This is a genomic window from Pseudomonas sp. MF09156, assembly GCF_059862305.1.
On record NZ_JCBCUR010000009.1, the window covers coordinates 1 to 26,471 of the forward strand.

The window sequence follows — 26,471 nt, forward strand, 5'->3', positions numbered from 1 at the left end:
ACGGAGCAATGCCTGACTGCGGGCATGCCGAGCCTAGGCGAGGCACCGAGTGGTGGGGCAAAAGCGCTTTGGTTACTTTCGCGCTTTTCGAAAGTGACCCGCCGTAAGGGCGGAACCCTAAGTGGCCATTACCGCAGCAACGGATATGTACACAACCCCAGACGAGAGCTGTGTAGATACCTATGCCGCGATCGCGGGCAAGCCAGCTCCCACATGTTCGACCGCCACTGACCCGCCCTCAGTCAGCGCAACAAAGACGAACTCGCCCGCACCTGCAACTGCGGCGCCACCATGATCGACTCGACAGCCTCGCCCTCGATGCGTTTGAGCAACAACTCAACCGCATGGCGGCCCATCTCTGCCAGCGGCAGGCGCACGCTGGTCAGGGGGACCATCAACTCATTGGCCAGCGGTATGTCGTTGAAGCCCACCACCGCAATGTCCTTGCCCGGCATCAAGCCCTTGTCCCGTGCGGCGCCCATCAGGCCGATGGCCAGGAAGTCATTGACCGCGAAAAACGCCTGGGGCCGTGGGTTGAGCCCCAACAGGTATTCGCCCTGGCGGTGCCCGGTGAGGCTGTCAAAAGGACCATTGAGCGTCCACTCCGGGCGCAGGATGATGCCCTGCTCACGGTAGTAACGGGTAAACCCACGGGTGCGATCCGCACCGGTGGAGGCATGCCGTTCACCCGCCAGGATCGCCACATCGCGACAGCCCAACTGGTACAAGTGCTCTGCCGCCAGCCAGCCGCCCAGTTCATCGTCGCTGCACGCCGCCAGATGCCCGGCAATCTGCCGGCTGACCAGCACGTAGGGGATGTGCTTGCGCGTCAACAGGTCGAGTAGCGGCTGGCTTTCGCCCACATGGGAGTCGCCGACGATCAACCCCGCCACCGAACGGCGCAGGGCGTGCTCGGCCCGCGCCATCTGGCGAGGTTGCTGGTCGTCGGTATTGGAAACGAACGTCAGGTAGCCGGCCTGCTCGGCCGCACTGTCGATGCTGTCATAAATGGTTGCCATCACCAGGTCAGTGAGCCTTGGCATGAGCACACAGATTTCCTGGCTTTTGCGCAGCTTCAGGCTCGATGCCTGGGTGTTTGGCCGGTAATCGAGTTCTTTGGCCAATGCACGAATGCGCGCCACCACTTCGGCCGACGCCGCTCGCTCGACCCCCGCCGGGTCGCCATTGAGTACCCGGGACACCGTGGAGACATGCACGCCAAGTGCAGTCGCCATGGACTTCAAGGTGGCTGGGCGAGAGGGGCTCGGCATGGTGGTGGGGCTTCCGACTGTCTGATATTTAGCGCGCAGAGTCTACCCGAACGGGCGTGTCGCAGCCGCAGATAAATCTTTACCCAAACGTTTGACTAAAAATTTTCCGCGCCTTACATTTCGCCAACCCAAACGTTTGGGCAAACAATAAAAATACGCCGGACGCGGCCGACTTTTTGACTTCTGCCATCATTTTGAAGAGTCAGATCCCTATGAATAGCCCCGCTATCCCGTCTTTCCGCTACCAGATTTTCTTCCTGATCATGCTGATGGCATTGCTCAACTACATCGACCGAGGCGCGATTGCCTATGCCTCGGCGAGCATTCTTCCCGAGTACGGTTTCGACAAGGCCGACTGGGGCAACGTGCTGGGTTACTTCGGTTACGGCTACATCCTGGGGGCACTGGTCGGTGGCATTCTGGCCGACCGTTTTGGTGCCAGGCGCATCTGGCTGATCGCCGGTGCCACGTGGTCGATCTTCGAGATTGCCACGGCATTTGCCGGCGATTTCGGACTGGCGTTCCTCGGTGGCTCGGCCATGGCCGGCTTCGCCACCATCCGTGTGATGTTCGGGTTTGCCGAAGGTCCGGCGTACTCCGTGATCAACAAAAGCGTGGCCAACTGGGCCACGCCCAAGGAGCGCGGTTTCGTGGTGTCGGTGGGCCTGCTGAGCACCCCACTGGGTGCACTGCTGACCGCACCGGTGGCCGTGGGCCTGCAAACCCTGACCGGCAGCTGGCGCAGCATGTTCGTGGTGCTGGGCGTGGCCAGCCTGGCGCTGCTGATCTATTTCATGACCCGCTTCACCAACACCCCGGATGAAAACCCGCGCGTGTCCAAGGCCGAACTCGACTTTTTGCGTAAAGAGCGCGCCGAAGCCGCTAACGCATCGACCCCCACCACCAGCGTTGCGCCGGTCTGGCACTTCTTCAAGAACAAGGACCTGTTGCTCAACGCCGTCGGTTACTTCTCGTTTGTGTACGTGACCTTCCTGCTGCTGACCTGGACCCCCAAGTACCTGCAGGATGAGTTCCACTACAACCTGTCGTCGCTGTGGTACATGGGCATGATCCCGTGGACCGGCGCCTGCTTCACCGTACTGCTGGGCGGCAAAATATCGGACCTGCTGCTGCGCCGCACCGGCAACCTGAAAGTCGCCCGCAGTTGGCTGGCAGCAACCTGCCTGCTGCTGACCACCTTGTGCTTCATCATGGTGTCCCAGGCCCAGACCGTGTGGGGCGTGATAGCCCTGATGACGCTGGCCAACGCGCTCAACGCCCTGCCCAACTCCGTGTACTGGGCCGTGGTGATCGACACTGCGCCGTCCAATCGGGTGGGTGCCTACAGCGGCATGACGCACTTTATTGCCAACACCGCGTCGTTCATCGCCCCGATGCTCACCGGCTACCTGACCGTTCGTTACGGCTACTCGTCGATGTTCGTGGCTGCCGCAGTGGCCACCGCGCTGGGCATGAGCGCCATGCTGATGGTGCGCCCAGGCGGTCGCCAGGTCGCCGCACCCTCTATACCCGCCGCTGTTTGATGGAGTTGTTTACATGAGCCTGGTGAAGCCTGCCCACGCTGGATATTTCTTTGGCCTGTCGATCGTCACGCTGGCCGCGCGCCTGCGTGCCGGCAGCGTGACCAGTGTCGAGTTGACGCAAGCGGCCCTGGACAGCATCGAGCGTTTGAATCCGCTATTGAATGCGTTCGTGCAAGTCGATGCCTGCGTCGCCCTGGCCCAGGCGCGCAAGGCCGACGCACTGTTGGCCCAGGGCCTGGACCTGGGCCCGCTGCACGGCATACCGGTAGCGGTCAAAGACAACATCGACACGTTTGACTACATCACCACCTACGGCTCCGCGCATTTCGACGGTTTCCTGCCGGAGCGCGATGCGCTGTGCGTGCAACGTGTGCGCGAGGCCGGGGCGGTGATTGTCGGCAAGACCTTGACCCACGAATTCGCCTACGGCCCGACCGGCGATCGCTCGTTGCAGGGCGCGGCACGCAACCCGTGGGATGCCCGTTGCATCACGGGCGGCTCCAGCGCAGGCAGTGCGGCGGCGGTAGCCAGCGGCATGGTACCGCTGGCGCTGGGGACGGACACCGGCGGCTCGATCCGCATCCCTTCGGCCTTGTGCGGCGCGGTCGGCTTCAAGCCTTCGTTTGCCTGCGTGCCGGTGGACGGCGTGTTCCCGCTGGCCTCGAGCCTCGACCATGTCGGCCCCATCGCCAATCACGTCGAAGATGCGCGCCTGCTGTTCGAGGTGCTCGCCGCCCGCCCGTGTGCGCCTGCGGCCACTGCGCGGCCGCTGCGGGTTGGCTGGCTCACCTGTGGCAGCTTCGGCCCGGTGGATGCCGACGTGAATCAGCAGGTGTACCAGGCGGCGCAGCAGCTGTTTGGCGACACGCTTGAGCACACCGACGCGCTGCAAAAAATGGCGCCGGGCATGAAGGACACCCTGCTGACCCTGCAACGTGCCGAGGCCTTTGAGGTACATGCCGAGCGCATGCAGGATGCGCCGCACAAGTTTGACCAGGAGGTACGCGAGCGCCTCGAGGTGTCGAGGGACGTCAAAGGCTGGCAATACATTCGCGCACAGGCAAGCCAGGCGCAGTACCAAGCGGCGATGGCGCGTTTGTTCGAACACTATGACTTGCTGGTGTCGCCCAGCGTGCCGATTACCGCCACCGAGGTGAATGCGCGCGAAGTGCGGGTGGGCGAACAGGAGATTGACGTACGCGCCGCCGTGCTCAGCCATACCAGTGCCTGGAACCTCACCGGCCTCCCCGCGATCAGCCTGCCGGTGGGGCACGTGAGGGGCATGCCGGTGGGGTTGCAGGTGATAGGCGCAGCCGGCACGGATGATCGGCTGTTGCAGGTGATGAGCAGGCTGTTTGTGCGGGGGGAAGGGCCACACCGCACAGACAGCTCCGATGACTTCAGCCTATTCGCCTGACGAAGCCAGAATCGCCTGCAACAACACATCCGCCCCCGCTGTGGACCAGTGCGGGTGGATTTCTTCCGCCTCGTTATGGCTCAAGCCATCCACGCACGGCACAAAGATCATCGCCGTCGGCGCGACCTGGTTCAGGTAGCAGGCATCATGCCCTGCCCCGGAAATCATGCGCCGATGGCTATAACCCAGGGCCTGCGCCGCAGCCTGCACCACGTCCACGCAGTCTTTGTCGAAGGCAATCGGCGCGTACTGGAAGATCTGCTTGACGCTGGCCTGCAAGCCAATGCCCTCGGCGATCCGTGCCACCGCTTCGTGCAGTTGCTGGTCCTGCACGGCCAGCACCGCTTCATCGGGATGGCGGAACTCGACGCTGAAAAACACCCGTCCCGGCACCACATTGCGCGAGTTGGGGAAGATATTGGCCATGCCCACCGTCGCCCGCCCTTCGGCGCCTTGGGCCAGGCCGATCTGGTTGACCGCCTCCACCACCCGGGCAAAGCCCAGCAGTGCATCCAGGCGGTGATCCATGGGCGTGGTGCCGGCATGGGCGCTGCGCCCGCAAAGCTCGACTTCATACCAGCGCTGGCCCTGGGCGCCGGTGACCACGCCGATGGTCAGGTCCTGGGCCTCAAGGATCGGGCCCTGTTCGATATGCAGCTCATACGCCGCATGCACCGCCTGGCCACCCACCGGATGCGGGCCGGCGTAGCCGATCTGTTGCAGCGCCTGGCCAATGGTCACGCCGGCCTTGTCTTCGCGGGACAAGCCGTATTCCAGGTCGAACACCCCGGCATACACCCCCGAGGAAATCATCGCCGGGGCAAAACGCGAGCCTTCTTCGTTGGTCCAGTTGACCACCTCGATCGGCCGGTCGGTCTCGATGCCCAGGTCGTTCAAGGTGCGCAGCACTTCCAGGCCGGCGAGTACGCCGTAGATGCCATCGAACTTGCCGCCCGCTGGCTGCGAGTCACCGTGGGAGCCGGTCAGCACCGGGGCCAGGTGGTCATGGCGGCCGGCGCGGCGGGCGAAGATGTTGCCCATGGCGTCCACGCGGATGCTGCACCCGGCCGTCGTGCACCAGCCCACGAACAGATCGCGGCCGCGCCGGTCTTCGTCGGTCAGGGCCAGGCGCGACACGCCGCCCTTGGGCGTGCCGCCGATCTGCGCCATTTCCATCAGCGAGTCCCACAGACGCTCGCCGTTGACCCGCGCCAGGGCGCTCACGAGCGCGGCTCCCGGGGCTTGGCGTGGTAGCGGAAGTCACAGCTTGGCGCGCCGCCCATGATGGTCTGGGTGCGCGTCAATTCAATATTGGGGTTGTAGCCGACGATAAACAGTTCGTCGCGGTTGCACGACAACAGGTGGCCGATCTCGCCCAGGCCCATCTCGTGGTACATCTCGGCGTAGCGGCAACGCTTGACGTCGTAGTCGTAATGCTCGGCGTCGCTGGCGATGATCTCGACTTTCAGCGCGTCGTCTTTTTCCCACAGCACTTGCAGCTCAACGAAGCTCTTGAGGTCGGCGCCCTGCTCTTCCTGGGCAGCAAAATGCTTGCCGGCCTGGATCGCGGCATTGCCCACCGCCTCGCCAATCACCGCGGCGGCAAAGGCCTTGCCCTGCTCGCGCACGAGGATTTCGTAGATCGGCTTGATGATCTCGGCTTCGATACGCCGGCGGGCCAGGATGCCCAGTTCACCTTCGAGTTTGCTCATTGCGTGCCTCATTCAAATGGCTGCGAAGCCCCCCGTAGGAGCTGGCTTGCCAGCGATGGTATCGCCTCGGTAGACCTGAAACACCGAGTGCACCGCATCGCTGGCAAGCCAGCTCCTACATGGGGAGCTGACGCGTTACTTTTTACCGCCAGCCACGCTCACCGGTTGCCATTGATTGGCCTTGACCTGGTAAACGGTGAACGACGGGTTCTGCAGATTGCCCTGGGCATCGAACGCTATGGTCCCGGTCACGCCTGGATAGCTGATGGCGCGCAGCACGGGCAGGTACTTCTGCGGATCGGTGGAGTTGGCCTGCTCGATAGCGGCGATCAGCACGCCCACGCCGTCATAGGCGAAGGGTGCGTGCAGCTCGATGTTGCTCTTGAAGCGCGCCTTGTAGGCCTCTTCGAAGGCCTTGCCACCCGGCATCTGCGCCACGGCCAGGCCCGGCTCCAGGGCGATCACGCCCTCGCCTTCGTTCTGTGCCAGTTGCAGGAAGGTCTGGCTGACAAAGCCGCCCGCGCCCATCAACGGCGCCTTGATCCCCAACTGCTTGATGCGTCGGGCCAGCGGTGCAGCCTGGGAGTCGACGCCGCCGAAGAAGATCAGGTCCGGGTTCTGCCCGCGAATATTGGTCAGCACCGCACTGAAATCGATAGTCTTGTCGTCCACGTATTCACGGGCAACCACCTTAGCGCCACCGGCCTCGATGGATTTGACGAACTGGTCCGCCAGGCCCTGGCCGAACGCGGTGCGGTCGTCGATCACGGCGATGCGCTGCGCCTTGAGGGTCTTGAGCGCGTAGTCGCCGGCGACCTGGCCGCCGTCATCGTCATGGCCCATGATCCGGAAGCTGGTGTCGAAACCTTGCTGGGTGTAGGCGTGACCGGTGGCGACCGGTGCGACCTGCGCAATCCCGGCGTCATGGTAGACCCGCGCGGCCGGGATGCTGGTGCCGGTGTTCCAGTGGCCGACCACGCCGACCACGCCTTCGTCCACCAGGCGCTGGGCCACGGTGACGGCGGTGCGTGGGTCGGACTGGTCATCCTCGGAAACCAGCTTGAACGTCACGGCCTGGCCGTTGATTTTCAGGTGCTTGGCGTTGGCCTGGTCAATGGCCAGTTGCGCACCGTTTTCCAGGTCTTTGCCGATCCGCGCCGACGGGCCGGTCAGGGGCCCGGCCAGGCCGATCAGGACCGTCTGGTCGGCCTGGGCCACACCGCTCAGGGCCAGGCTCAACAACAGTACGCGTTTGAAGGGGGCAGTCTTGTTCATCAGTTTTTCCTGTTTCTCATCAGGCCCTCATGGCCTGTGGGGTGGGCGAAACACGCCGGGCGTCCGGTGGCGTTTGTCATGGGTTATTCACCGAGGTAGGCACTGCGCACCTCGGGGTGGTCGAGCAATTGCGCGCTGGCGCCGCTGAGGCTGATGCGCCCGGTGTCCATCACGTAGGCGCGGTCAGTCACTTGCAGCGCAAGGCGCGCATTCTGCTCCACCAGCAGCAGGGTCATGCCCTGGCGGCACACATCATCAATCACCTGGAACAGCTTTTCGACCATGATCGGCGCCAGGCCCATGGAGGGCTCATCAAGCACCAGCAACCGCGGCTTGGACAGCAGCGCACGGGCCAGGGCGAGCATCTGCTGCTCGCCGCCGGAGAGCAGGCCGGCCGATTGCTGCAAGCGCTCTTCCAGGCGTGGGAAGTGCTCGAACAATTGGCGGATTTCCAGGCTCACCTGGTGCGGGTCGCGGCGCAGGAACGCCCCGGCCTGGAGGTTTTCCAGCACGCTCATGCGCGCAAAAATGCCGCGCCCTTCGGGCACCATGGCGATGCCCAGGGTCAGGCGCTCATGGGGCGCCAGGCTGAGGATCGAGCGGCCGGCAAAGCGGATCTGCCCCGCAGCGGCCGGCAGCAACCCGGTCAGGGCCTTGAGGCTGGAGCTTTTGCCGGCGCCATTGGCGCCGATCAGCGTCACCCGTTCGCCTTCATTAATATGCAGGTCCAGGGACTTGACCGCCTCGATGGCACCGTAGCGCACCTTCAGGCCGTCAATCTGCAACAACGCTTCAGACATGGGCGCCGGCTCCCAGGTAGGCCTGGATCACTTGCGGGTGGCGGCGCACTTCGGCCGGCGCGCCCACGGCGATCACGCGGCCGTAGTCCAGCACGCTGATGCGGTCGCACACGCCCATCACCAGCTTCACGTCGTGTTCGATCAGCAACAGGGTGTGGCCGTCGTCGCGGATTTTTTCCAGCAGGCTGCGCAGTTGCACTTTCTCGCTGGCATTCATCCCGGCGGCCGGCTCGTCGAGGGCCAGCAGGCGCGGTTCGGTGGCCAGGGCGCGGGCAATTTCCAGGCGCCGCTGGTGGCCGTAGGACAGGCTGTCGGCACGGTAGTGGGCAAACCCGGCGAGGCCGACATAGGCCAGCAGGCGGTGGGCGTGGGCGCGGGTCTGCGCTTCTTCCTCGCGCCCGCGCGAGTGCCCGCTCAAGGCCGCCCACACGCCGTTATGGGTGCGCACGTGGCGCCCGACCATGACGTTTTCCAGGGCGCTCATGGCGTTGAACAGGCGGATGTTCTGGAACGTGCGCGCAATGCCGGCACGGGCCACCTGGTGCACGGCCGTGGGCTGGTACTCCTCGCCGTCGAGCTGGAAGCGCCCGGAATCCGGGGTGTACAGCCCCGTCATCACATTGAAGAAGGTGGTCTTGCCGGCGCCATTGGGCCCGATCAGGCCGTAGATTTCCCCGGCCTCGATACTCAAGCTCACGTCATCGAGCGCAGCCACGCCGCCAAACTGTTTATTGACCTTCTCGATCTGCAATAACGGATGGTTCAAGGTGCACCTCCTGTGCGGCTCGGCCAGAGGCCGGCGGGTCGATACAGCATCGCCAGAATCAGCGCCAGGCCGTAGAACAGCTGGCGGATAATCTCCGGGTCCACCAGCACTTGGCCAAACAGCGCCTGCTGCAAGGGGCCCATACTGGCGCGCAACGCTTCGGGCAGGGCGGCGAGCAACACGCAGCCCAGAATCACCCCGGGGATATGCCCCATGCCGCCGAGCACCACCATGGCCAGCACGGCGATGGACTCATTGAGGGTGAAGGATTCGGGTGAAACAAAGCCCTGGAATGAGGCAAACAGCGCCCCGCTGATCCCGCCGAACGCCGCGCCGATGGCAAATGCCAGCAGCTTCAGGCGCAGGGTGTTCAGGCCCATGGCCTGGGCCGCCTCTTCGTCCTCGCGGATCGCCATCCAGGCGCGGCCGATACGCGAGCGCTGAAGGCGGATGCAGGCAAACAGGATCAGCACCACCAGTGCGGCGAACAGGTAGTAATAGAGGTAGACCGAGGGCAAGCGCAGGCCGAACAGTTCCTGGGTACGCCCCAGGTTGACCCCCAGCAGCGTCACCGGATCGACCTGGGCGATGCCCTTGGGGCCGTTGGTGAGGTTCACCGGGCGGTCGAGGTTGCGCAGCAGGATGCGGATGATTTCGCCAAAGCCCAGGGTGACGATGGCCAGGTAGTCGCCGCGCAGGCGCAGGGTCGGCGCCCCCAGAATCACCCCGAACCCCGCCGCCAGCAGCGCCGCCAGCGGCAAAATCAGCCAGATCGAGGTGTGCATGCCCTGCGGCATCAGCGCCAGCAAGGCCGGGAACTGTTGCAACAAATGGGGCGATGACAGCAAGGCCGCCAGGTAGGCGCCCACCGCGTAGAACGCGATAAAGCCCATGTCCAGCAGGCCGGCATAGCCCACCACGATGTTCAGGCCCAGGGCCAACATGATGTACAGCAGGGCAAAGTCCAGGGTGCGCACCCAGGTATTGCCGCCGGCATGCCCGACAATCCACGGGGCCAATACCAGGGCCAGGGCGAACAGCAACAGCCCAAGGCTGGCGCGTTTGCTCGAAGGGCTCACAGCGGTTGCCAGGCTCATGCGCGGGTCGCCAGTCGTTCGCCCAACAACCCCTGGGGCCGGAACACCAGCACCGCGATCAACACGATGAAGGCGAACACGTCCTGGTAGTTGCTGCCGAACACGCCGTTGGTGGCGGCCCCCAGGTACCCGGTGCCGAGGGCTTCGATCAGCCCCAGCAACAAGCCGCCAAGCATGGCGCCCTTGAGGTTGCCGATGCCGCCCAGCACCGCCGCGGTAAACGCCTTGATGCCGGGCAAAAAGCCCATATAGAAATGCGCGCTGCCATAGTTGCTGGCCATCATGATGCCCGCCAGCGCGGCCAGGGCGCCGCCGATGGCGAAGGTCATGACGATGATGCGGTTGGGGTTGATGCCCATCAGGCTCGCCACTTGCGGGTTCTCGGCCACGGCGCGCATGGCCCGGCCAAAACGCGTGCGCTCGACCAGCAGCAACAGCCCGACCATCAGGCTCAAGGCCACGCCAATGGTGGTCAGGGCGGTGGCATTGGTCACGGCGGCGTGGGTGGCATCGCCGGCCAGCACTTCGATGGGCTCCAGGGGCAGCAATTGCGGGAACATCTGCGGGTTACGGGTCCAGACCAGCATCGCCACGGTCTGCAACAACAACGACACGCCGATACCACTGATCAATGGCGCCAGGCGCGGGGCGTTACGCAAGCGCCGGTAGGCCACGCGCTCGATCACCACCGCCAGCACCGCACAGAAAGCCATGGCGATCATTGCCGCCACCAGCAGCAACAGCACCGGCGGCATATCCGGCCAGGCCGCCTGCAACACCCGGATCACCGACAGGCCCACCAGCGCGCCGATCATCAACACATCGCCGTGGGCGAAGTTGATGATCCGCAAAATGCCGTAGACCATGGTGTAACCCAAGGCCACTAAGGCGTAGAGACTGCCCGACAGCAAGCCGTTGAGCAGTTGCTGGATAAACGCATCCATGAGAACCATCAACTCCATACACAGAAAACATCGGTGCCAGGGCGCACCGACTAAAAGTCCGAGCGCGGAACACTAGTTATTTATTCTGTTTTTATCAAATATCTGAAAGGAATATGTTTATACCCAATACCAAACGCCCTATATGCGGCACATTTTCCACACTGATGCTGCTTTATTTATCTTTTCACTTGGTATTTAATTCAACACATGAATAATTTAGAACAGTTAGCCAACGATCCACCCTTGCGTGCCGTGCGCACGTTCGAAGCCTTTGCCCGCCATGGTGGGGTGAATGCCGCCGCCCGCGAACTGGGGGTGTCGCCCTCGGCTGTCAGCCATCAGTTGCACTTGCTCGAAAGCTTCCTGCAACAACCCCTGACCCTGCGCCAGGGCCGCAACCTGGGGTTGACCGACGAAGGCCGCGAGTACTACCGGGCGATTCGCTCGGCATTCGCGGTGCTGCGCAGTGCCACCGAGCACGTGCGGGAAAAAAGCGCGACGCGCCAGGTCACCATCAGCCTGATCCCGATGTTCGCGACCCACCTGTTCATCCCGCGCCTGCCGCAGTTTTTGAGCGCCAACCCGGCGCTGGATATCAACATCACCTACGCCAACCACCGCAGCTACCCCAGCGATGCCGCCGACCTGTCGATTCGCTTCGGCACCGGGCACTGGCCGGGGTATCACAGCGAGCCACTGATCAGCGGCGCGGTCACGCCGTTCTGCAGCCGCGAGTTCCTCCAGCGCCACGGCCCCATCGCCACGCCGCAAGCCCTCAGCGAACTGCCACTGCTGCACGACGAAGAGCGTGGTACCTGGGGCCAATGGTTCGACGCAGCCCAGGTGCCGCACACCCACTCGCACAATGGCCTGCTGCTGGAGGACGGCCAGTTGACCCTGGTCGCCACCCTCACCGGCCTGGGCTGCTCGCTGTTGCGTGCGCCGTTGGTGGCGCCGCTGGTGGCCAGGGGGGAACTGGTGCAACTGTTTGACGTGCAGGCAGATGACGGGCGCCAGTACTACCTGTGCCGCCGGGCCAACAGCGAGTTGTCGAGCGAAGGCAACAACCTGTACGACTGGATCAAGGGCCGCCTGGGCCACAGCCCCCTGTAGGAACAGTGGTTAACGATGCCGCGGCGTGCCTTCTCAGGGTTTTCGCCGGCAAGCCGGCTCCTACAGATGGGGTATGATGCCGCGCTTTGAAGAACCAGCTGTAGACCTGCGAGGAAACGCACCTTGAGTAACGACGCAAAAATGACCGGCGACCTGTTCGAAGTAGACAAGCGCCTGTCGCTCAAGCCTGTGGTGGATTTCAATAGCTACCTGCAGGCGGCCTTCGGCGATGGCCCTTGCACCTGTGTGCGCTGTGTTGCCAGTGCGGGTGACGAGAAAGGTTACGAGTATCAGCACAGCTTCAACTTCCTGGGCCAGGTGGCCCACCGGCGCTTTGCGTTGACCGCTGGCAGCGATGTGCTGCAGATGCTGAAAAAGGCCTGGCTGTCGTACACCAAGGCCGAGCTGCCTGGCAGTGGCGACTTGGCGCTGGAGACGGTCAAGGAGTTCGTCGAGCCGCAGTTGCACAAGCGCTTGCTGCCGCTGTTGCTGGCCAGTGGGTTGGTCAAGGATGTCGAGGGTGGGTTGCAGCTTCAGGCTGTGGCGGCCTGATAGACAACCGAATCATTACAGCGAACGCATCACCCTGTGGGAGCAAGCCCGCTCCCACAGGGTGATGCGTCTCATGGGCGTCTACAGATGTTGCACGCCCTGCAACGGCAACTCATAAGACTTCTTCACGGTGCGCACCACCAACGTCGAAGAATACGTACGAATCGGAATATCCCGGTAAGTGTCGAGAAACCGATAGATGTATTCGGTGTACTCCGTGGCATCGCGAAACTTGGCCACCATCACAAAATCAAACTCTCCGGTCATCAGGTAGCAGTCCTGGATCTCCGGGTGATTGGCGAGGATGTGCTGCATCTTGCGATCAATGTCGTTGCTGTCTTTGTCGAGTTTGATCAAAAAGAACGCAGTGACCTGGATCCCCAGCTTTTTTTCATCCAGCACCGCGACTTTCGCCTTGATGATGCCCACGCTCTCCAGGCGCCGGATGCGCCGGTAACAACTGGTCGAGGACAGCCCCACGCTGTCGCTGAGCAGGTCCAGGCTTTGGGTGCAGTCTTTCTGCAACTTGCCGAGAATTTTCAAATCCATGGCGTCTGTCATTATTTCCACTTCTTCCTTGAGAAAACTGCAATGAATCCGCCGTAAAAGCGGGCCAATTTGCACAATTCTCTGCACAGTGGCCCGTTACTATCAAATCCAGCTTAGCAGCCCCGGCAGATCCAGCATGGGGGCTGCATGAGAGGGATCTTATGATAGTCGCGAAACCGACATGGACCGCTGATATCCAAGGGCTTTTCACCGCGCCTTACTGGATCCCGGCGGCAGATCGCGCCAACGTCGCAGGCTCGTGGATGCGCTGCATGAATGCCTACGATGTGTTCCTGCAAGACCCCGATTCGGTCAAGACCTGGTCCGAAACCATCTACCAGCACCTGGCGTCGCGCAATATGCCGCTGACCCTGGATGACCGGCAGTTCTGGCCTATCGACGCCCTGGAAACCTTCCGGTTGTGGGTCAACCAGGGCTGGCGCCTGAACAGCTTTTCGCCGTTCGATATCGCCGAGCGCATCCCGCCTCCAGACCTGCCGCACCCGGTCAAGCGCGTGCGCCAGGACATCCGCGCATTGAGCCAGGAACAGCTGGACCTGTACCGCGCACGGCTCGACGACGTGATGCAGATCGGCAATCCGGACAGTGGCTCACCCTGGCAGCGCTATGCCTATATCCACACCAACTGGTGCCTGCATTACCAGGAAGCCTTTGCCCTGTGGCATCGCGCTTACCTGCTGTACCTGGAAGCCTTGATTGACTATCCGATCCCCTACTGGGACTGGATGGCCGAGGACGCCAGTGTCGACGGCAGCCCCCAGGCCGGCCTGCCCCAGGCCTTTCTCGATGAGACCTATGTGCACCCGCACAGCGGCGAGGTGCGGCGCAACCCGTTGCGGTATGCGGCGGCCAAGGATGGCCGCTCGAAAGTCTGCGCCTCGGGCAATGTCGAGGGGGTGGACTGCGGCTTCGTGCAGCGCAACCCGCTGTTCTACACCCAGGGCGACCAACAGCGGTTCAAACGTACCCAGCTGTACGGCATGAGCCGGATTTTCCAGCAGCAGGTGGTGGACGCCTTGAAATTCAAGACCTTCAGCCAGCCCCAGGGCGTGCCGGGGTATCCCTGGGCCAATATCACCGTGTTTGATCCACCGCAAAAGGACGCGCTGTACCCCAACCGCACGCTGAATTTCGATGGCCTGTACGAACAGCCCCACGACAACTATCACGGCTGGATCGGCGGCGATATGGCCGACAACGCCTACACCGCCTTTGACCCGCTGTTCTGCTCCTATCACGCCAATATCGACCGCGTGCTGGAGGTCTGGATCCGCGCCAACCCGGCGGCGCAATACACCACCCAATGCCTGCTCCAGCCGTTTGCCGGCAGCCAGGCCGACGCGGTCACGTTCACCAGTGCCGATGCCTGGCGCTACACCACCCTGGGCGATATGGCCCAGGACAGCCGGCACATCGGCTACGACTATGCCACCCCGGTGGCGCCGCCGTTCGGCGCCCGCCGCGCCAGCGCCAGTGCGTGCTGCCCCCACAGTGCCGCGCCGGTCCAGGAGCAGGCCCAGGCCAGCGGCCCATGGGTGGTGTTCGACCATGTGCGCTGCACCCATGACACCTATTTGATCGACGTGTTCCTCAACCAGCCCGACGCCACGCCCCAGCAGGTCAACGCGGATAACCCGCACTACGTCGGGCGCTTCAGCCGCATCGGCATGGGGCTGGTGGATGACAAGGGGCGCTGCATCACCCACGGCGTCTGCCGCGCACTGAATGCGGCGCGCAGTGCCACGGCGTTGCACCTGGGCCCCACGGACGCCGTGCAGTTGAGCCTGCTGGTCACCCATCTCGATAGTGGCCGGGTATTGGCGCCGCAAGAGTACGCGCCGCTGCCTGGCTTTATCGCCCAACTGGTGTGGGACGACCCGCGCCAGACCGTTGCCGACCCTCCCCCGAGTGCCGGTTGCTGCGCAGCTTCTACCCCCACACCCCATGGAGATCTGTCATGAGCACGCCGTTCAAGCAATTCACCTCCCCCGCTGGGCAAGCACCAAAGGACTACAACAAGCTGGGCCTGGAAAACCAGTTGCCGCAATTTGAAACCGACTGGAACAACGACGTCACCGGCTGGACCGAAGCGGCGATCATCGGCAACCCGTGGTCGGGCCTCAATGACGCGCCGCGCTCGGGCTATTACAACCCGCTGGTCGAGGGCTATGGCGACGTCACCCCGCCGGCAATCACCTGGCAACCCTTCCCTAACCGGCTGTGGACGTTTTTCTACAACAACGGCACGGCCGTGATTCCGCAACTGGGCGGCAAGGCCATGACCCTGCAACAGGTCATGGAACTGACCGACAACGGCCAGATCACCCTCAACAACACCCTCTACACCCTGTACGACCCGGACAAGAAAGGCACCCTGCTACAACTGCCGGTGACCCGTTGCCCGAGTATCGACTGGAACGGCAAGTACAAGGATTTCTCGCCCTCCGGCCCACGGGGCTGGCTGGACGAATACTGCGAGTGGTCGATTGTGCGCGATACCAACGGCAAGATGCGCAAGATCACCTTCACCAGCGAAAACCCGGCGTACTTCCTGGCCATGTGGCGCATCGATCCGAATGCAGTGCTGGGGCTGTATCGCGACTACATCGACCCGAACGTGCAACTGCAAGACCTGTACCTGCGCTATACCGCCAACTGCCCGACCGGCAATGCCGGTGACCCGGTGATCGACCCGACCACGGGCCTGCCGGCCTACGACACCGTCAACAAATGGAACGCCGGCACCGCCTGTACCCCCGGCCAGTTCGGCGGCGCAATGCACCTGACCTCCGGCCCCAACACCCTCAGCGCCGAGGTGTACCTGGCGGCAGCGGCCACGATCATGCGGCCCCTGAAAAGCAGCCAGAACCCCCAGTCACTGATCTGCTGCGCGCAGTATGGGCAGAACTATCGCAACTCCGACCCGCATATCGGCTTTGCGGCCAATGAGGCGGCCATCAGCAGCCGTATTTCCCTGACCAACCCCATCGCCCTGTACCTGCAACAACCCACCAACTTCAGTGCCTGGAAAGGCCCGCAGGGGCAGGATGTGAGCCAGTACTGGCGCATCACCCGTGGTACCGCCAAATCGGCGATCAACGGCTCCGACCAGATCCTCCAGGCGGTGTTCGAGGTCCCGCAAAGCGCGGGGTTCTCGATCAATGACATCACCATCAACGGCCAGGCCGTGGACTATGTGTGGGTGATTGCCCAGCAACTGCTGGTGGGCCTGAGTGTGACCGCCACCCCAAGCACCACGGCGCCGCCGTCCCCTTGCGTGCAGGACCGGGTCAATGGCCTGCAACCCTGGCCGGTGCAGCTGTTGCCGCTGGACCTGTTCTACGGCCAGTCGCCCACCGACCTGCCGGCCTGGCTGGCCCCAGGCAGCAGCGGGCAGTTCGCGCTGGTGGTGCAAGGCGCCGACCTCAAGACCACCGCCGCCACTGCACGGATCCAGTTCAGCAACCCCGGGGTGACCGCGCAGGTCACGAAGTTTTTGCCCGATGCCTCGGCCATTCCCGGCCAGACCAATGCGGGCGGTACCCAGGGTTACATCATGACCATCAGCGTCGCGAAAAACGCGGCGCCGGGGCTGGTGACGGTCCGCGCGCTCAACCCGGGCGAAGCGGATAACGTCAGCGCGGCGGACCACCCATGGGAATCCGGGCTGGCGCTGGTGCCATCCCTTTAAGGGCAAACACCCCCCCCTGTGGGAGCTGGCTTGCCAGCGAGAATCCTCAACGATAACGCGGGGTATCTGATGCCCAGCGGTGCTCTCAGGTTTTTCGCCGGCAAGCCGGCTCCTACAGAACGGCTAGAAGCTTCACCTTCATGCAAGGAGCGCGATGATGTACAAATTTCGCTTAAGTGTGCTGCTGGCCGGCACGCTGCTGTCGCTGTTTCTCCTGCCCACGGCCCAGGCATCGGATGCCGATACCTGCGTCCAGCAGCAGTTGGTGTTCGACCCCAACAGCGGCGGTTTTCTACCCGTCAACAATTTCAACACCACTGGCCAGAGCTTCATGAACTGTTTTGGCTGGCAGCTGTTTATTGCCCTGAACTGGCCCGTGGATCCCGGATGGCCAGCCAATGCAGCCCTCGCGGGCGAGCCGAACCGCAAGATCAGCATGGCGCAATTTGGCGTGCCCCAGGTCGCCGGGCAACCCATGACCACCGCGCCGGTGTGGGCAAGCTTTAAAGACGCTAACGATATATTCCTGCCCGGCGCCCGACCGCCCACAGGCTGGGGCGTGCAGACATTGGTGCCGTCCAATTGCAGCAGCGAGGGCAGCCTCAAAGCGCTGTCGGTAGGCGCGCGCAAATTCATGAACGCCACCTCGGAAAGCGCGACCAACGCCAAGCATCGCTTCCACTTGTCCAGCGGCACCCTGGCGTCGATTCCCGACCCGATCATGGAGGCCGCCGGTGGCTGGCTGACGGACCAGACCGGCAACCTGGTGTATTTCGAACGCAAGGTGGGCAAGGCCGAGTTTGACTACATCGTCGACAACGGGTTGTACGATGCGGCCAATCAACTGGCCGTGGCACAGAACAGCGATGGCAAGCACCCTGCCGGCCTGTCGCTGCCGGCCGGCGAGCTGATGCGTTCGATGCCGGCCAAGCCGCTGCCCCAGGAACAATTGGGCGCCCTGGAACTCAAGGCCGCCTGGCGCATCCTCACCGGCAAGCCCCAGCTCTACGGGCGCTACCTGACCACCGTGGCCTGGCTCAAGAACCCCGCCACCCTGCAATGCACCCAACAGGTGGTAGGCCTGGTGGGCCTGCATATCATCAACAAGACCCAGAGTTCACCGAACTTCATCTGGACCACCTTCGAGCAAGTGGACAACGTACAGGAACCGGGGCAAAACCCGGCGCAACAGACACCGCCCGACGGCTATACCTTCTACAACCCCGATTGCAGCGGTGGCCCTGACGTGTGCACGCCGAACGTAGCCCGTATCCAGTGCAAGCAGCACCACCCTGATCGCGAATGCACCGAGCCCTATCCCCGCAACCAACCGGTGCAGACCACCCGCGAACACCCCTTGCCTTCGGACATGCAAGCGCTCAACGGCGCGGTGCAGGCCAGCTTCGCCCAGCAGACCAGCGGCCAGTCGGTGTTCCAGTACTACAAGCTGGTCAATGTGCTGTGGATCACCGCCCCGACACCGCCGGACCCCGAGCCGGGCGCCGGCGCAAAGGTGCCCCTGTCCTATGGACCCTTTATCAGCGATAGCAACGTACCGGTGGCCAATACCACCATGGAGACCTACGTCCAGGGCCTGAACTGCAATGACTGCCATCAAAAGGCAACGATTGCCGGCGACCCGAGCCTGGCCTCGGACTTTTCGTTCCTGTTCAACAACGCCGATTCGGCCAAGCAAAAAAGCCTGATCAAGCGCGTGCATGCCTTCGAAACCCTCAAGGACGGTCAACCATGAAACGCTCCCTCGCCACTCTCCTGCTCGCATTATCGATGGCCCTGGCCCCCCTGGCCCTGGCCCATTCGCCCCATGAACTGCATGCAGTCAGCAACGGCGCCGATGCCGATGCACCGGGCAACCACGGCATGTTCATGGTCGGCTCGCAGACCCTGTTTTTGGTGCACATGCCGATGTTCACCACGGAAAAGCACATGTACCAGATCGTCCTGCAGGCCAGCCTGCCCGCCGACGTGATGGCCAAATACCAGGCGCTGCGCGCGGCCAACCCGAGCAAGCCGTATAACCTGATCAATGTCGATAACGACACCTTCACCCTGCCCCAGCTCAAGGCCGGTGAGGTGACCACGTTCAAGGCAACGATCTTTGACGGCTACTCCAATGATGGCGGCGGTACACCGGGGCCGGTGTTGTTTGACAACGTGCCGGTGACGGTCGAAGCGGTGGTGATCTACCGGCCGTTCAACCTGGGCATCGACCGCCCCAAACAGCTGGTCTACACCTTGTTTGGCCGGGGCAATGAGGCGCACTTGACGCACTACATCGCCCAGGATCCGGACTTCCAGGAAATCATTACCCTGCCTGGGCCACCAGCACCGTTTTCGGCGGCGCAGTTGGTGTCTACGGTGGATTTGAATTTCACCACCGTGCAATCGTTGCCGATCGTATGCGAGTCGCCGCTCAAGCCCGGGGTTTACCCAACGTTGCTGGAGGGGCGTGCGGATGCGCCGGTGGCCCTGGATCTGGGACCGGCAGCGCAGCGCGTGTGGTATTCGACGGGCAATCTGTTGAACAAGACAGACCCTTGTCAGCGTTAGGCGGCGCCATTGACCTGCATACGGCCGTTTTCTCCAAATGCAGCAATAATCCGCAATCGATAGGAATGTGGCGGGAGATTTGCCAGAATGCGCGACTTAGAAACATTCGCATTCGCAGGAAATTCCCATGCACGCCCACCCTTCGCTCCCCGCTGCGCGTCGCATCCTCGCCGTCGAGGATGACCCGGTGCTCGCCGCCCACCTGGACAGCCACCTGGGCCAACGTGGCTTCGATGTCACGTTGCGCCAGGACGGTGGCGAGATCGTCGAGTTGGTGCGCGCCCAACCTTTCGACCTGATCCTGATGGATATCATGCTGCCGGGCAGCAGCGGCCTGGAGGTGCTCGCGCAACTGCGCCGGCATCAACGGGTGCCGGTGATCCTGATGTCGGCCCTCGGTGCCGAGCAGGACCGCATCACCGGGTTCAGCCAGGGCGCCGACGATTACCTGCCCAAGCCGTTCAGCATGCTGGAGATGGATGTGCGCATCGACGCGATCCTGCGCCGGGTGGCCTATGAACATGAGGTGCCCGGCACGGCGCGCAATGAGGACCCGCAACTGACATTCGACGAACAACGCACCGATGTCAGCCTCAATGAGCAGTGGGCCGACCTGACCACCACCGAGTATCGGGTGCTGGAAACCCTGGTGGCCCATGTCGATGAGGTGCTGACCAAGGCGTTTCTGTACCAACAGGTCATGCACCGTGCCTATTCCAGGCATGATCGCAGCCTGGACATGCATGTCAGCCGCATCCGGCGCAAGTTGCAGGCCATCGGCTACACCGCCGGGCGCGTGGAGACGGTCAGGAGCACCGGCTACATGCTGACCCGGCTGCAAGCATGAGGCTGCCCAACCGCCATTCGCTGTTGTGGAAACTGATCGGCTTGCTGGCGGTACTGTGCCTGTTGGTGGTCAGCCTGCAAGTGGATGTGAGCCAGCGTATCTATGAAGCCACCGCGCGCCTGCCCGCCCCCACCCGCTACATCCTCGGCGAATACGCGCGCCAGGCCGAAATGGCCTGGCGCGAGCGCGGTGCGGCAGGGGTCGATGAGTTCCTCAAAAGCCTGCGTGCCCAGGAGCAGGTGTGGGCGGTGGTGGTGGACGACCACCATTCGCTGTCCTCCCAGGCCTTGACCACGGTCGAACGGCGCAAGCTGGACTTTGTGCGCCAGATCGACTGGCCCGTGGGCCGCCCTGGTGGCCGGCCAACGTTTTACATGCCGTTCAGCGACGGCGCAGCCCGCCTGGTCATGGAGTTGCCGCTGCACCTGGACCCGCGCCAGGGCCGTGGCCTGTGGGACATTTTGCTGCGCCAGGTGCTGCCGACAGGCCTGGCGTTGTTGTTTGGCGTGCTGTTGTACCGGGTGCTGATTTCACCGCTGGTGATCCTGCGGCGCCAGGCCAATGCCCTGAGCGCCGGTGACCTGGCCTCGCGGGTCGGGCCGCAGGTGACGCGGCGCCGCGATGAATTGGGTGAGTTGGCCCGGGCCTTCGATCATATGGCCGAGCGCCTGGAAAGCACGGTGGTGCTGCAACGGCGCTTGCTGCGGGACTTGTCCCACGAACTGCGCACGCCCTTGAGCCGGCTGCGGGTGGCCGGTGAGCGCGAGCCTGATCCAGGCGCCCTGCGCCAGCGCCTGGAGCGCGAAGTGCAAGGTATGGAACGCTTGATCGGCAGCACCCTGGAGCTGGTCTGGCTGGATACCGAACGCCCATCCATGCCAGTGGAAGCGGTCGAGATGGAGCCTTTGTGGGACCTGCTGCGCGAAGACGCCTGCTTTGAAAGCGGCTGGCCCAGCGAACGCCTGCCCTGCGAACTGCCCGCAGGCGTCTGGGTGCTGGGCAACCTCAATGGCCTGGCCCAGGCCCTGGAAAATATCCTGCGCAATGCCATCCGCCATTCCCCCGAACACGGTGTGGTGCGCTTGACCGGTGTGCTTGAGGGCGATTTCTGGCACCTGTGCATCCAGGACCAGGGCCCGGGGATCGAGCCCGACAAGCTGGAACAGATCTTCCTGCCCTTCACCCGCCTCAATGCCGCCCGCCCGGGTGGTGACGGTTATGGCCTGGGCCTGTCGATTGCCCGCAGCATCGTGCAGTTGCAAGGCGGCCAGCTATGGGCACAGAACACCACGCCCGGGCTGTGCCTGCATCTGCGACTCAAAGTGTATAAGTTGTAAATTGCGTTTACTCTCATATGAGAATCACTAGCATTCGAGCCAACCCTATGCATGGTCGCCCTCTGTAGGAGCCGGCTTGCCGGCGATGGCGGCTGATAAGTCAGCACAAGGCTCAAAGGCCTGATCGCCGGCAAGCCGGCTCCTACAGGGGATATTCGTTGCTGACCTGATTCTGATGAGTCCCCATGAAAAGCAAATCCCCTGCCTGGCCGACACTCTCGCGGATGGTCGCCGCGCTGATCGGCGGCTACCTGTTTACCTATGCGTTTACCGCCGCCCTGGCGCGCCTGTTGCCCATGGACAAGGTGGATGCCCTGGTGGTCGCCAGCCTGCCCTCGTTCCTGATCTACACCCTGGCGATCCTCTGGGCCTTCGCCTGCCGCAACGCCTGGCGCGCGTGGGCCGGCATGGCCCTGGCACTGCCCTTGGCCGCCATCGGCTTCTGGCCCCAATGGCGTGAGGTACTGGGATGAAACACAAGACCCTGACCCAGGCCATGGCCTGGCTGCATACCTGGAGCGGGCTGGTGTTCGGCTGGCTGCTGTTTGCGATCTTCCTCACCGGCACCCTGGCGGTGTTCGACAAGGAAATCGACGGCTGGATGCGCCCGGAAATCCCCACCTCCACCCTGTCGCAAAGCGCTGCTGCGCAACAGGCCCTCGGCTATCTGGCGCGCCAGCATCCCGAGGCGCGCACCTGGAACATCGGCCTGCCCGGCGAACGCTCCGACACCCTGACCGTATCGGCCGGCGAACAACGGCGTGGCGGCGGCACCGCGCTCGACCCGCACACCGGCGAGCCGCTGGCCGTGCGCGAAACCGCTGGGGGCGGGTTCTTCTTCCGCTTCCACTTCACGCTAAACCTGCCGCGCGACCTGGGGATCTGGACGGTCGGCCTGGCTGCAATCGCGATGCTGGTGGCATTGCTCAGCGGAATCGTGATCCACAAGAAATTCTTCAAGGAATTCTTCACCTTCCGCCCGGCCAAGGGCCAGCGTTCATGGCTGGATGCGCACAACGCCACCGCAGTGCTGGTGTTGCCCTTTCACTTGATGATTACCTACACCGGGCTGGTGATTTTCTACCTGATCTACATGCCGGCGGCGGTGGACGCGCTGTTTGACGGCGACCGCGACAACCTCTTCCGCGCCCTGCGTGGCGCGCCCGCCGAGCACCAGGTACGCGGCGAACGCCCCAAGCACAGCGAGGCCGCCGAACTGACAGCGCTTGGCCCGGTGCTGGCCGAGGCCGAGCGCGCCATGGGGCCGGTGTCCGGCTTGTCGATCCACAATCCCGGACGCAGCGACGCACGGATCGAGGCGCGCCCGGTGCTGGGCAACCGCATCGAGCTGACCAAGGGCCAGAGCATGCTGTTTGACGGGGTCAGCGGTGAAGTCCTGCGCCAACCGGCGGTCAGTCGGCCCAGCCTGCTGACCCAAAAGGTCATGGCCGGCCTGCACTTTGCGCAGTTTGGCGGCTATTCCATGCGCTGGTTGTACTTTGTCTGCGGCCTGGCCAGTTGCGCGATGCTGGCGACCGGCGTGGTGCTGTTTACCGTCAAGCGCCGCCGGCGCCACGATGGCGAAGGCGCGGTCGGCGCCCTCCTCTACCACATCGCCGAGCGGCTGAATGTGGCGGTGGTGGCCGGGCTGATGGTGGCGTGCGTGGCCTTCCTGTGGGCCAACCGCTTGCTGCCGGTGGAACTGGCCCAACGCGGTGGCTGGGAGGTGCGGGTGTTTTTCCTGGTGTGGCTGCTGAGTCTGGGCCACGCGATTGTCCGCCCCTGGCGCAGTGCCTGGCGCGAGCAACTGGGCCTGGCCGCCGCCCTGTGTATCACTCTGCCGGCCCTGAATCTGCTGGGGCAAAACCTGGGTGATTACGTCTACCTGGAATTGACCACCGTGGGCCTCGGCCTGCTGCTGGCCTGGCCGTGCTGGAAGCTGTACCAGGCGCCCAAGGAACGCAGCGCACGGCGCGTGGCCAAGCACGCCGTGGCGCAGGTCAATTGAGATGGTGTTGATAGTCGCGTTATTACTGGCCTGCGCGGGGATGGTGGGGTTGTGCCTTGGGTTGGAGCGCCATTACCAGCAACTCATGCGGCGCCTGCCCTCGCCGATGCTGCGACGTGGCCTGCGAGTGCTGGGCTGGGGGATGCTGGCGGCGAGTCTTGCCGTCAGCGTACTGGGTTGGGGCTGGGCCATGGGGCCGGTGGCGTGGTTCGGCTTGATGTCGCTGGCTGGGCTTGGCGTGGTGTTTCTGTTGCCGTATAGCACCCGTTGATTACCCAAAAAAACTTGTGGGGGGTGGGTTTGTGTACATATCCGTTGCTGCGGTCATGGCCACTTAGGGTTCCGCCCTTACGGCGGGTCACTTTCGAAAAGCGCGAAAGTAACCAAAGCGCTCTTGCCCCACCACTCGGTGCCTCGCCTAGGCTCGGCATGCCCGCAGTCAGGCATTGCTCCGTGGGCCCGCCGCGATCGGCCATCCATGGCCGTGTCGCGGCTACCCCGGCATCCTGCCGGGGTGCCCACTGCGCAATACCTGCCTGCGGCCATCGTGGTTTGACGGGGCACCCAAGATCAAAAGCCAGATCAAAACCAGGGCAACAGCAGAGCCAGAGCGCGAAGCTGCATTCCCCTGTAGGAGCTGGCTTGCCTGCGATGACGCCCGAAAGAACACATCAGAGTATCTGGTATTCATTCGTCATCGTTAACGACCATCGCGGGCAAGCCCGCTCCTACAGGGGTACGCGTACGCTTCGATGATCAGGTCGGCTGTCAGGCCGCCTCGCTTAGCTTGTGAAGGCGCCTCGTTAAACCACGCTGGCCGTCATCCGATATTGATTTGGGGGTAACCCGGCAGGACGCCGGGTTAGCCGCGCTGGGCCAGGGATGGCCCATCGCGGCGGCCCCCCAAATCAATGTCGGATGACGGGCACACCGAGCCTAGGCGAGGTGCCGAGTGGTGGGGCAAGAGCCCTTTTGGTTACTTTTGGCTGGGCCGGCACTCCGGGCTCTTTTCCAAAAGTGACCCGCCGTAAGGGCGGAACCAATAGCCGCCATGACCGCAGCAACGGATATGCACCCAAAAACCCAGCCCCACATCAGGCCGCCTGGATCTCGCGCTTGAGGCTATCCATGTCGATCACAAAGCGATACTTCACATCACCCTTGAGCATGCGCTCATAAGATTCGTTGATGGCCTGGATATCAATCATCTCAATCTGCGAAACGATCCCGTGCCGGGCGCAGAAGTCCAGCATGTCCTGGGTCTCCTGGATGCCGCCAATCAATGACCCCGCCAGGCTGCGGCGCTTGAAGATCAGGTTGAACACCGAGGGCGATGGGTGCGGGCTGTCCGGCGCGCCCACCAGGGTCATGGTGCCGTCGCGCTTGAGCAGGTTGAGGAACACATCCAGGTCGTGGGGCGCGGCCACGGTGTTGAGGATGAAGTCCAGGCTGTTGGCGACCTTGGCCATTTCGTCGGGGTTCTTCGACACCACCACTTCGTCGGCCCCCAGGCGCAGGCCGTCTTCGCGTTTGTTGGGCGAGGTGGTGAACAACACCACATGGGCGCCCATCGCATGGGCGATCTTCACCGCCATATGGCCCAGGCCGCCAAGGCCGACCACGCCAACTTTCTGCCCAGGGCCGACCTTCCAGTGGTGCAGCGGCGAATAGGTGGTGATGCCGGCACACAACAGCGGTGCCACGGCCGCCAATTGCGCCTCGTCGTGGGAGATGCGCAGGACGAACTGCTCCTTGACCACGATGTTGTCCGAATAGCCGCCAAAGGTGTTTTCGCCGCCAAACACCGGACCGTTGTAGGTGCCGGTAAAACCGTTCTCGCAGTACTGCTCCTCGCCTTCGGCGCAGGATTCACAGTGCTGGCAGCTGTCGACCATGCAGCCGACGCCGGCCAGGTCACCGACCTTGAAGCGGCTGACATTCGCCCCCACCGCCGTCACCCGGCCGACGATTTCATGGCCCGGCACCGACGGATAGAGCGTGTTGTGCCACTCATTGCGCACGGTGTGCAGGTCGGAGTGGCAGACCCCGCAATAGAGGATATCGATCTGTACATCGTCGGCCCCGGGGGCGCGGCGCTCGAAGGTATAGGGCTTGAGGGCATCCTTGGCGTCACGGGCGGCGTAGCTGTAAGTCTTGGCCATTGCGGTCACCTCTTTGCGTCGACATTGAAGGTCAGTTGACCAGCATAGCCGCCCAAGCGTTCAACCGAAGTAAATCAGCGGTACTTCAAACAGACACAGACCCTCTGTGGGAGCGGGCTTGTCGGATCGCCGCATCGCCGCGAAGACGTCGGCCCAGCAAACATTGATGTTGACTGACCCACCGCTTTCGCGAGCAAGCCCGCTCCCACACAAGCCCACACACAAGGCCACGGTCAGTGAACCATCGCCCGGGTCACCAAAAAGCTCAGCAGTTGCGGCTCGTCATCCAGCTCAATGGCCTGCACCGGGCGCGGCAGGTTATCCAGTACGCTGCGCCAGAACGCCTGGGACACCTCGTCCTGGTCATAAAAGCGCACCAGCCAGTCGGCCTCGCCGCTGGTCAATACCTGGGTGGCCAGTGCTCGGCCTATGCCCTTGCGCCGATAGCGTTTCAAGATAAACAGGTCAGCCAGTTCCAGGGCATTGATCCCCGGCAGTTCGCTGCGCTCGATCAGCAGGAATCCGGCGATGTAACCATCCACCAGCAGTAGATTGGCGCTCCATTGCGGGTCTTGCCAGTAGCGCGACAGGTGTTCGTCATGGATGTAGAAGCGGCCGTCCTGTTCGACGTCCTCTTGCTCCCAATCCGAGGATTCATAGGCATAGAACTGGTAGAGATTGCAGATCAGTTCGGCCTGTTCAGGGCCGGTCTGGATCAGTTCGACAGTGGTGTCACTCATGGCGGGGCTCACGCGGGCGGGGCGCCACAGTAGCGAAGGGTGGCGCCCCAGGCA

Annotated in this window: 24 protein-coding genes; 13 read left to right on the forward strand and 11 right to left on the reverse strand. The window is 63.3% G+C overall.

The features are described 5' to 3' along the window. Positions 1–242: 242 nt before the first annotated feature. Complete coding sequence (locus AC19YY_RS19600; protein ID WP_500604699.1) at positions 243–1,271, reverse strand: LacI family DNA-binding transcriptional regulator; 1,029 nt, start codon at positions 1,269–1,271, stop codon at positions 243–245. A gap of 212 nt (positions 1,272–1,483) precedes the next feature. Between AC19YY_RS19600 and AC19YY_RS19605 the strand changes: the two genes are divergently transcribed. Together AC19YY_RS19605 and AC19YY_RS19610 are read left to right on the forward strand one after the other, a co-directional pair. After that, positions 1,484–2,815, forward strand: coding sequence for an MFS transporter (locus AC19YY_RS19605; protein WP_169957254.1), 1,332 nt, complete (start codon positions 1,484–1,486; stop codon positions 2,813–2,815). Positions 2,816–2,828: 13 nt separating this feature from the next. Further along, positions 2,829–4,232 carry an amidase gene (locus AC19YY_RS19610; RefSeq protein WP_500604700.1) on the forward strand — a complete coding sequence of 468 codons (1,404 nt, stop codon included), beginning with the start codon at positions 2,829–2,831 and terminating at the stop codon, positions 4,230–4,232. Here AC19YY_RS19610 and AC19YY_RS19615 read toward each other — a convergent pair. The 7 genes from AC19YY_RS19615 to AC19YY_RS19645 form a co-directional block, all read right to left on the reverse strand. Further along, on the reverse strand, positions 4,221–5,456 hold the full coding sequence (locus tag AC19YY_RS19615) for a Zn-dependent hydrolase (RefSeq protein WP_500604701.1): 1,236 nt from the start codon (positions 5,454–5,456) through the stop codon (positions 4,221–4,223). The two genes, AC19YY_RS19610 and AC19YY_RS19615, sit on opposite strands and share 12 nt — an antisense overlap. Further along, positions 5,453–5,944 (reverse strand): L-2-amino-thiazoline-4-carboxylic acid hydrolase, encoded by a 492-nt coding sequence (locus tag AC19YY_RS19620; protein ID WP_057438692.1) that lies wholly within the window; start codon positions 5,942–5,944, stop codon positions 5,453–5,455. Before AC19YY_RS19620 ends, AC19YY_RS19615 begins: the two co-directional genes overlap by 4 nt. A 135-nt stretch (positions 5,945–6,079) precedes the next feature. Continuing rightward, entirely contained in the window at positions 6,080–7,219 is a 1,140-nt protein-coding gene (locus AC19YY_RS19625; RefSeq protein ID WP_169957250.1) for a branched-chain amino acid ABC transporter substrate-binding protein, read from the reverse strand. 83 nt (positions 7,220–7,302) lie between these two features. Beyond that, on the reverse strand, positions 7,303–8,019 hold the full coding sequence (locus tag AC19YY_RS19630) for an ABC transporter ATP-binding protein (protein ID WP_169957249.1): 717 nt from the start codon (positions 8,017–8,019) through the stop codon (positions 7,303–7,305). Then, positions 8,012–8,785: an ABC transporter ATP-binding protein gene (locus AC19YY_RS19635; protein ID WP_099168260.1), complete on the reverse strand. Its 774-nt coding sequence runs from the start codon at positions 8,783–8,785 to the stop codon at positions 8,012–8,014. Before AC19YY_RS19635 ends, AC19YY_RS19630 begins: the two co-directional genes overlap by 8 nt. Further along, the gene (locus AC19YY_RS19640; protein ID WP_169957247.1) at positions 8,782–9,882 is read right to left on the reverse strand and encodes an ABC transporter permease subunit; all 1,101 of its coding nucleotides are present in this window, start codon (positions 9,880–9,882) and stop codon (positions 8,782–8,784) included. Before AC19YY_RS19640 ends, AC19YY_RS19635 begins: the two co-directional genes overlap by 4 nt. Next, positions 9,879–10,826, reverse strand: a complete 948-nt coding sequence (locus AC19YY_RS19645; RefSeq protein WP_170041592.1) for a branched-chain amino acid ABC transporter permease — start codon at positions 10,824–10,826, stop codon at positions 9,879–9,881. Before AC19YY_RS19645 ends, AC19YY_RS19640 begins: the two co-directional genes overlap by 4 nt. 207 nt (positions 10,827–11,033) lie before the next feature. On the opposite strand from AC19YY_RS19645, the gene AC19YY_RS19650 reads away from it, so the two are divergent. Both AC19YY_RS19650 and AC19YY_RS19655 read left to right on the forward strand, forming a co-directional pair. Next, on the forward strand, positions 11,034–11,939 hold the full coding sequence (locus tag AC19YY_RS19650) for a LysR substrate-binding domain-containing protein (protein WP_500604702.1): 906 nt from the start codon (positions 11,034–11,036) through the stop codon (positions 11,937–11,939). Between the two features lie 123 nt (positions 11,940–12,062). Beyond that, entirely contained in the window at positions 12,063–12,491 is a 429-nt protein-coding gene (locus tag AC19YY_RS19655; RefSeq protein WP_170058441.1) for a hypothetical protein, read from the forward strand. Positions 12,492–12,572: 81 nt separating this feature from the next. On the opposite strand, the gene AC19YY_RS19660 is transcribed toward AC19YY_RS19655, so the two are convergent. Continuing rightward, complete coding sequence (locus AC19YY_RS19660) at positions 12,573–13,040, reverse strand: Lrp/AsnC ligand binding domain-containing protein (protein ID WP_169957257.1); 468 nt, start codon at positions 13,038–13,040, stop codon at positions 12,573–12,575. A gap of 161 nt (positions 13,041–13,201) precedes the next feature. Between AC19YY_RS19660 and AC19YY_RS19665 the strand changes: the two genes are divergently transcribed. From AC19YY_RS19665 to AC19YY_RS19705, 9 genes are all read left to right on the forward strand, one after another. Then, positions 13,202–15,022 carry a tyrosinase family protein gene (locus AC19YY_RS19665; protein ID WP_500604703.1) on the forward strand — a complete coding sequence of 607 codons (1,821 nt, stop codon included), beginning with the start codon at positions 13,202–13,204 and terminating at the stop codon, positions 15,020–15,022. Further along, positions 15,019–16,752, forward strand: a complete 1,734-nt coding sequence (locus tag AC19YY_RS19670; RefSeq protein ID WP_169957241.1) for a DUF8225 domain-containing protein — start codon at positions 15,019–15,021, stop codon at positions 16,750–16,752. The genes AC19YY_RS19665 and AC19YY_RS19670 overlap by 4 nt, the downstream gene beginning before the upstream one ends. Before the next feature lie 157 nt (positions 16,753–16,909). Beyond that, entirely contained in the window at positions 16,910–18,505 is a 1,596-nt protein-coding gene (locus AC19YY_RS19675) for a hypothetical protein (RefSeq protein ID WP_500604704.1), read from the forward strand. After that, positions 18,502–19,323: a hypothetical protein gene (locus AC19YY_RS19680; RefSeq protein WP_500604705.1), complete on the forward strand. Its 822-nt coding sequence runs from the start codon at positions 18,502–18,504 to the stop codon at positions 19,321–19,323. Before AC19YY_RS19675 ends, AC19YY_RS19680 begins: the two co-directional genes overlap by 4 nt. A 127-nt stretch (positions 19,324–19,450) precedes the next feature. Further along, on the forward strand, positions 19,451–20,170 hold the full coding sequence (locus tag AC19YY_RS19685; RefSeq protein ID WP_169957357.1) for a response regulator transcription factor: 720 nt from the start codon (positions 19,451–19,453) through the stop codon (positions 20,168–20,170). Then, positions 20,167–21,507, forward strand: coding sequence for a sensor histidine kinase (locus tag AC19YY_RS19690; RefSeq protein ID WP_170058438.1), 1,341 nt, complete (start codon positions 20,167–20,169; stop codon positions 21,505–21,507). The genes AC19YY_RS19685 and AC19YY_RS19690 overlap by 4 nt, the downstream gene beginning before the upstream one ends. Positions 21,508–21,692: 185 nt before the next feature. Next, positions 21,693–21,980, forward strand: a complete 288-nt coding sequence (locus AC19YY_RS19695; RefSeq protein ID WP_169957354.1) for a DUF3649 domain-containing protein — start codon at positions 21,693–21,695, stop codon at positions 21,978–21,980. After that, positions 21,977–23,515: a PepSY-associated TM helix domain-containing protein gene (locus tag AC19YY_RS19700; RefSeq protein ID WP_500604706.1), complete on the forward strand. Its 1,539-nt coding sequence runs from the start codon at positions 21,977–21,979 to the stop codon at positions 23,513–23,515. The genes AC19YY_RS19695 and AC19YY_RS19700 overlap by 4 nt, the downstream gene beginning before the upstream one ends. 1 nt (position 23,516) lies before the next feature. Beyond that, positions 23,517–23,786 (forward strand): DUF3325 domain-containing protein, encoded by a 270-nt coding sequence (locus AC19YY_RS19705; protein WP_169957351.1) that lies wholly within the window; start codon positions 23,517–23,519, stop codon positions 23,784–23,786. 823 nt (positions 23,787–24,609) lie between these two features. On the opposite strand, the gene AC19YY_RS19710 is transcribed toward AC19YY_RS19705, so the two are convergent. Together AC19YY_RS19710 and AC19YY_RS19715 are read right to left on the reverse strand one after the other, a co-directional pair. Further along, positions 24,610–25,677 carry an NAD(P)-dependent alcohol dehydrogenase gene (locus AC19YY_RS19710; RefSeq protein WP_172314527.1) on the reverse strand — a complete coding sequence of 356 codons (1,068 nt, stop codon included), beginning with the start codon at positions 25,675–25,677 and terminating at the stop codon, positions 24,610–24,612. Between the two features lie 233 nt (positions 25,678–25,910). Continuing rightward, positions 25,911–26,417, reverse strand: coding sequence for a GNAT family N-acetyltransferase (locus AC19YY_RS19715; protein ID WP_500604707.1), 507 nt, complete (start codon positions 26,415–26,417; stop codon positions 25,911–25,913). Positions 26,418–26,471 lie beyond the last annotated feature (54 nt).

What these genes read in the sequence shown, in the direction of transcription:
- AC19YY_RS19715 (WP_500604707.1), bottom strand. Translation starts at nt 26,417, where the DNA reads ATGAGTGACACCACTGTCGAACTGATCCAGACCGGCCCTGAACAGGCC.
- AC19YY_RS19650 (WP_500604702.1), top strand. Translation starts at nt 11,034, where the DNA reads ATGAATAATTTAGAACAGTTAGCCAACGATCCACCCTTGCGTGCCGTG.
- AC19YY_RS19605 (WP_169957254.1), top strand. Translation starts at nt 1,484, where the DNA reads ATGAATAGCCCCGCTATCCCGTCTTTCCGCTACCAGATTTTCTTCCTG.
- AC19YY_RS19610 (WP_500604700.1), top strand. Translation starts at nt 2,829, where the DNA reads ATGAGCCTGGTGAAGCCTGCCCACGCTGGATATTTCTTTGGCCTGTCG.
- AC19YY_RS19685 (WP_169957357.1), top strand. Translation starts at nt 19,451, where the DNA reads ATGCACGCCCACCCTTCGCTCCCCGCTGCGCGTCGCATCCTCGCCGTC.
- AC19YY_RS19625 (WP_169957250.1), bottom strand. Translation starts at nt 7,219, where the DNA reads ATGAACAAGACTGCCCCCTTCAAACGCGTACTGTTGTTGAGCCTGGCC.
- AC19YY_RS19640 (WP_169957247.1), bottom strand. Translation starts at nt 9,882, where the DNA reads ATGAGCCTGGCAACCGCTGTGAGCCCTTCGAGCAAACGCGCCAGCCTT.
- AC19YY_RS19690 (WP_170058438.1), top strand. Translation starts at nt 20,167, where the DNA reads ATGAGGCTGCCCAACCGCCATTCGCTGTTGTGGAAACTGATCGGCTTG.
- AC19YY_RS19665 (WP_500604703.1), top strand. Translation starts at nt 13,202, where the DNA reads ATGATAGTCGCGAAACCGACATGGACCGCTGATATCCAAGGGCTTTTC.
- AC19YY_RS19705 (WP_169957351.1), top strand. Translation starts at nt 23,517, where the DNA reads ATGGTGTTGATAGTCGCGTTATTACTGGCCTGCGCGGGGATGGTGGGG.
- AC19YY_RS19680 (WP_500604705.1), top strand. Translation starts at nt 18,502, where the DNA reads ATGAAACGCTCCCTCGCCACTCTCCTGCTCGCATTATCGATGGCCCTG.
- AC19YY_RS19660 (WP_169957257.1), bottom strand. Translation starts at nt 13,040, where the DNA reads ATGGATTTGAAAATTCTCGGCAAGTTGCAGAAAGACTGCACCCAAAGC.
- AC19YY_RS19630 (WP_169957249.1), bottom strand. Translation starts at nt 8,019, where the DNA reads ATGTCTGAAGCGTTGTTGCAGATTGACGGCCTGAAGGTGCGCTACGGT.
- AC19YY_RS19670 (WP_169957241.1), top strand. Translation starts at nt 15,019, where the DNA reads ATGAGCACGCCGTTCAAGCAATTCACCTCCCCCGCTGGGCAAGCACCA.
- AC19YY_RS19700 (WP_500604706.1), top strand. Translation starts at nt 21,977, where the DNA reads ATGAAACACAAGACCCTGACCCAGGCCATGGCCTGGCTGCATACCTGG.
- AC19YY_RS19620 (WP_057438692.1), bottom strand. Translation starts at nt 5,944, where the DNA reads ATGAGCAAACTCGAAGGTGAACTGGGCATCCTGGCCCGCCGGCGTATC.
- AC19YY_RS19645 (WP_170041592.1), bottom strand. Translation starts at nt 10,826, where the DNA reads ATGGATGCGTTTATCCAGCAACTGCTCAACGGCTTGCTGTCGGGCAGT.
- AC19YY_RS19675 (WP_500604704.1), top strand. Translation starts at nt 16,910, where the DNA reads ATGTACAAATTTCGCTTAAGTGTGCTGCTGGCCGGCACGCTGCTGTCG.
- AC19YY_RS19600 (WP_500604699.1), bottom strand. Translation starts at nt 1,271, where the DNA reads ATGCCGAGCCCCTCTCGCCCAGCCACCTTGAAGTCCATGGCGACTGCA.
- AC19YY_RS19710 (WP_172314527.1), bottom strand. Translation starts at nt 25,677, where the DNA reads ATGGCCAAGACTTACAGCTACGCCGCCCGTGACGCCAAGGATGCCCTC.
- AC19YY_RS19695 (WP_169957354.1), top strand. Translation starts at nt 21,693, where the DNA reads ATGAAAAGCAAATCCCCTGCCTGGCCGACACTCTCGCGGATGGTCGCC.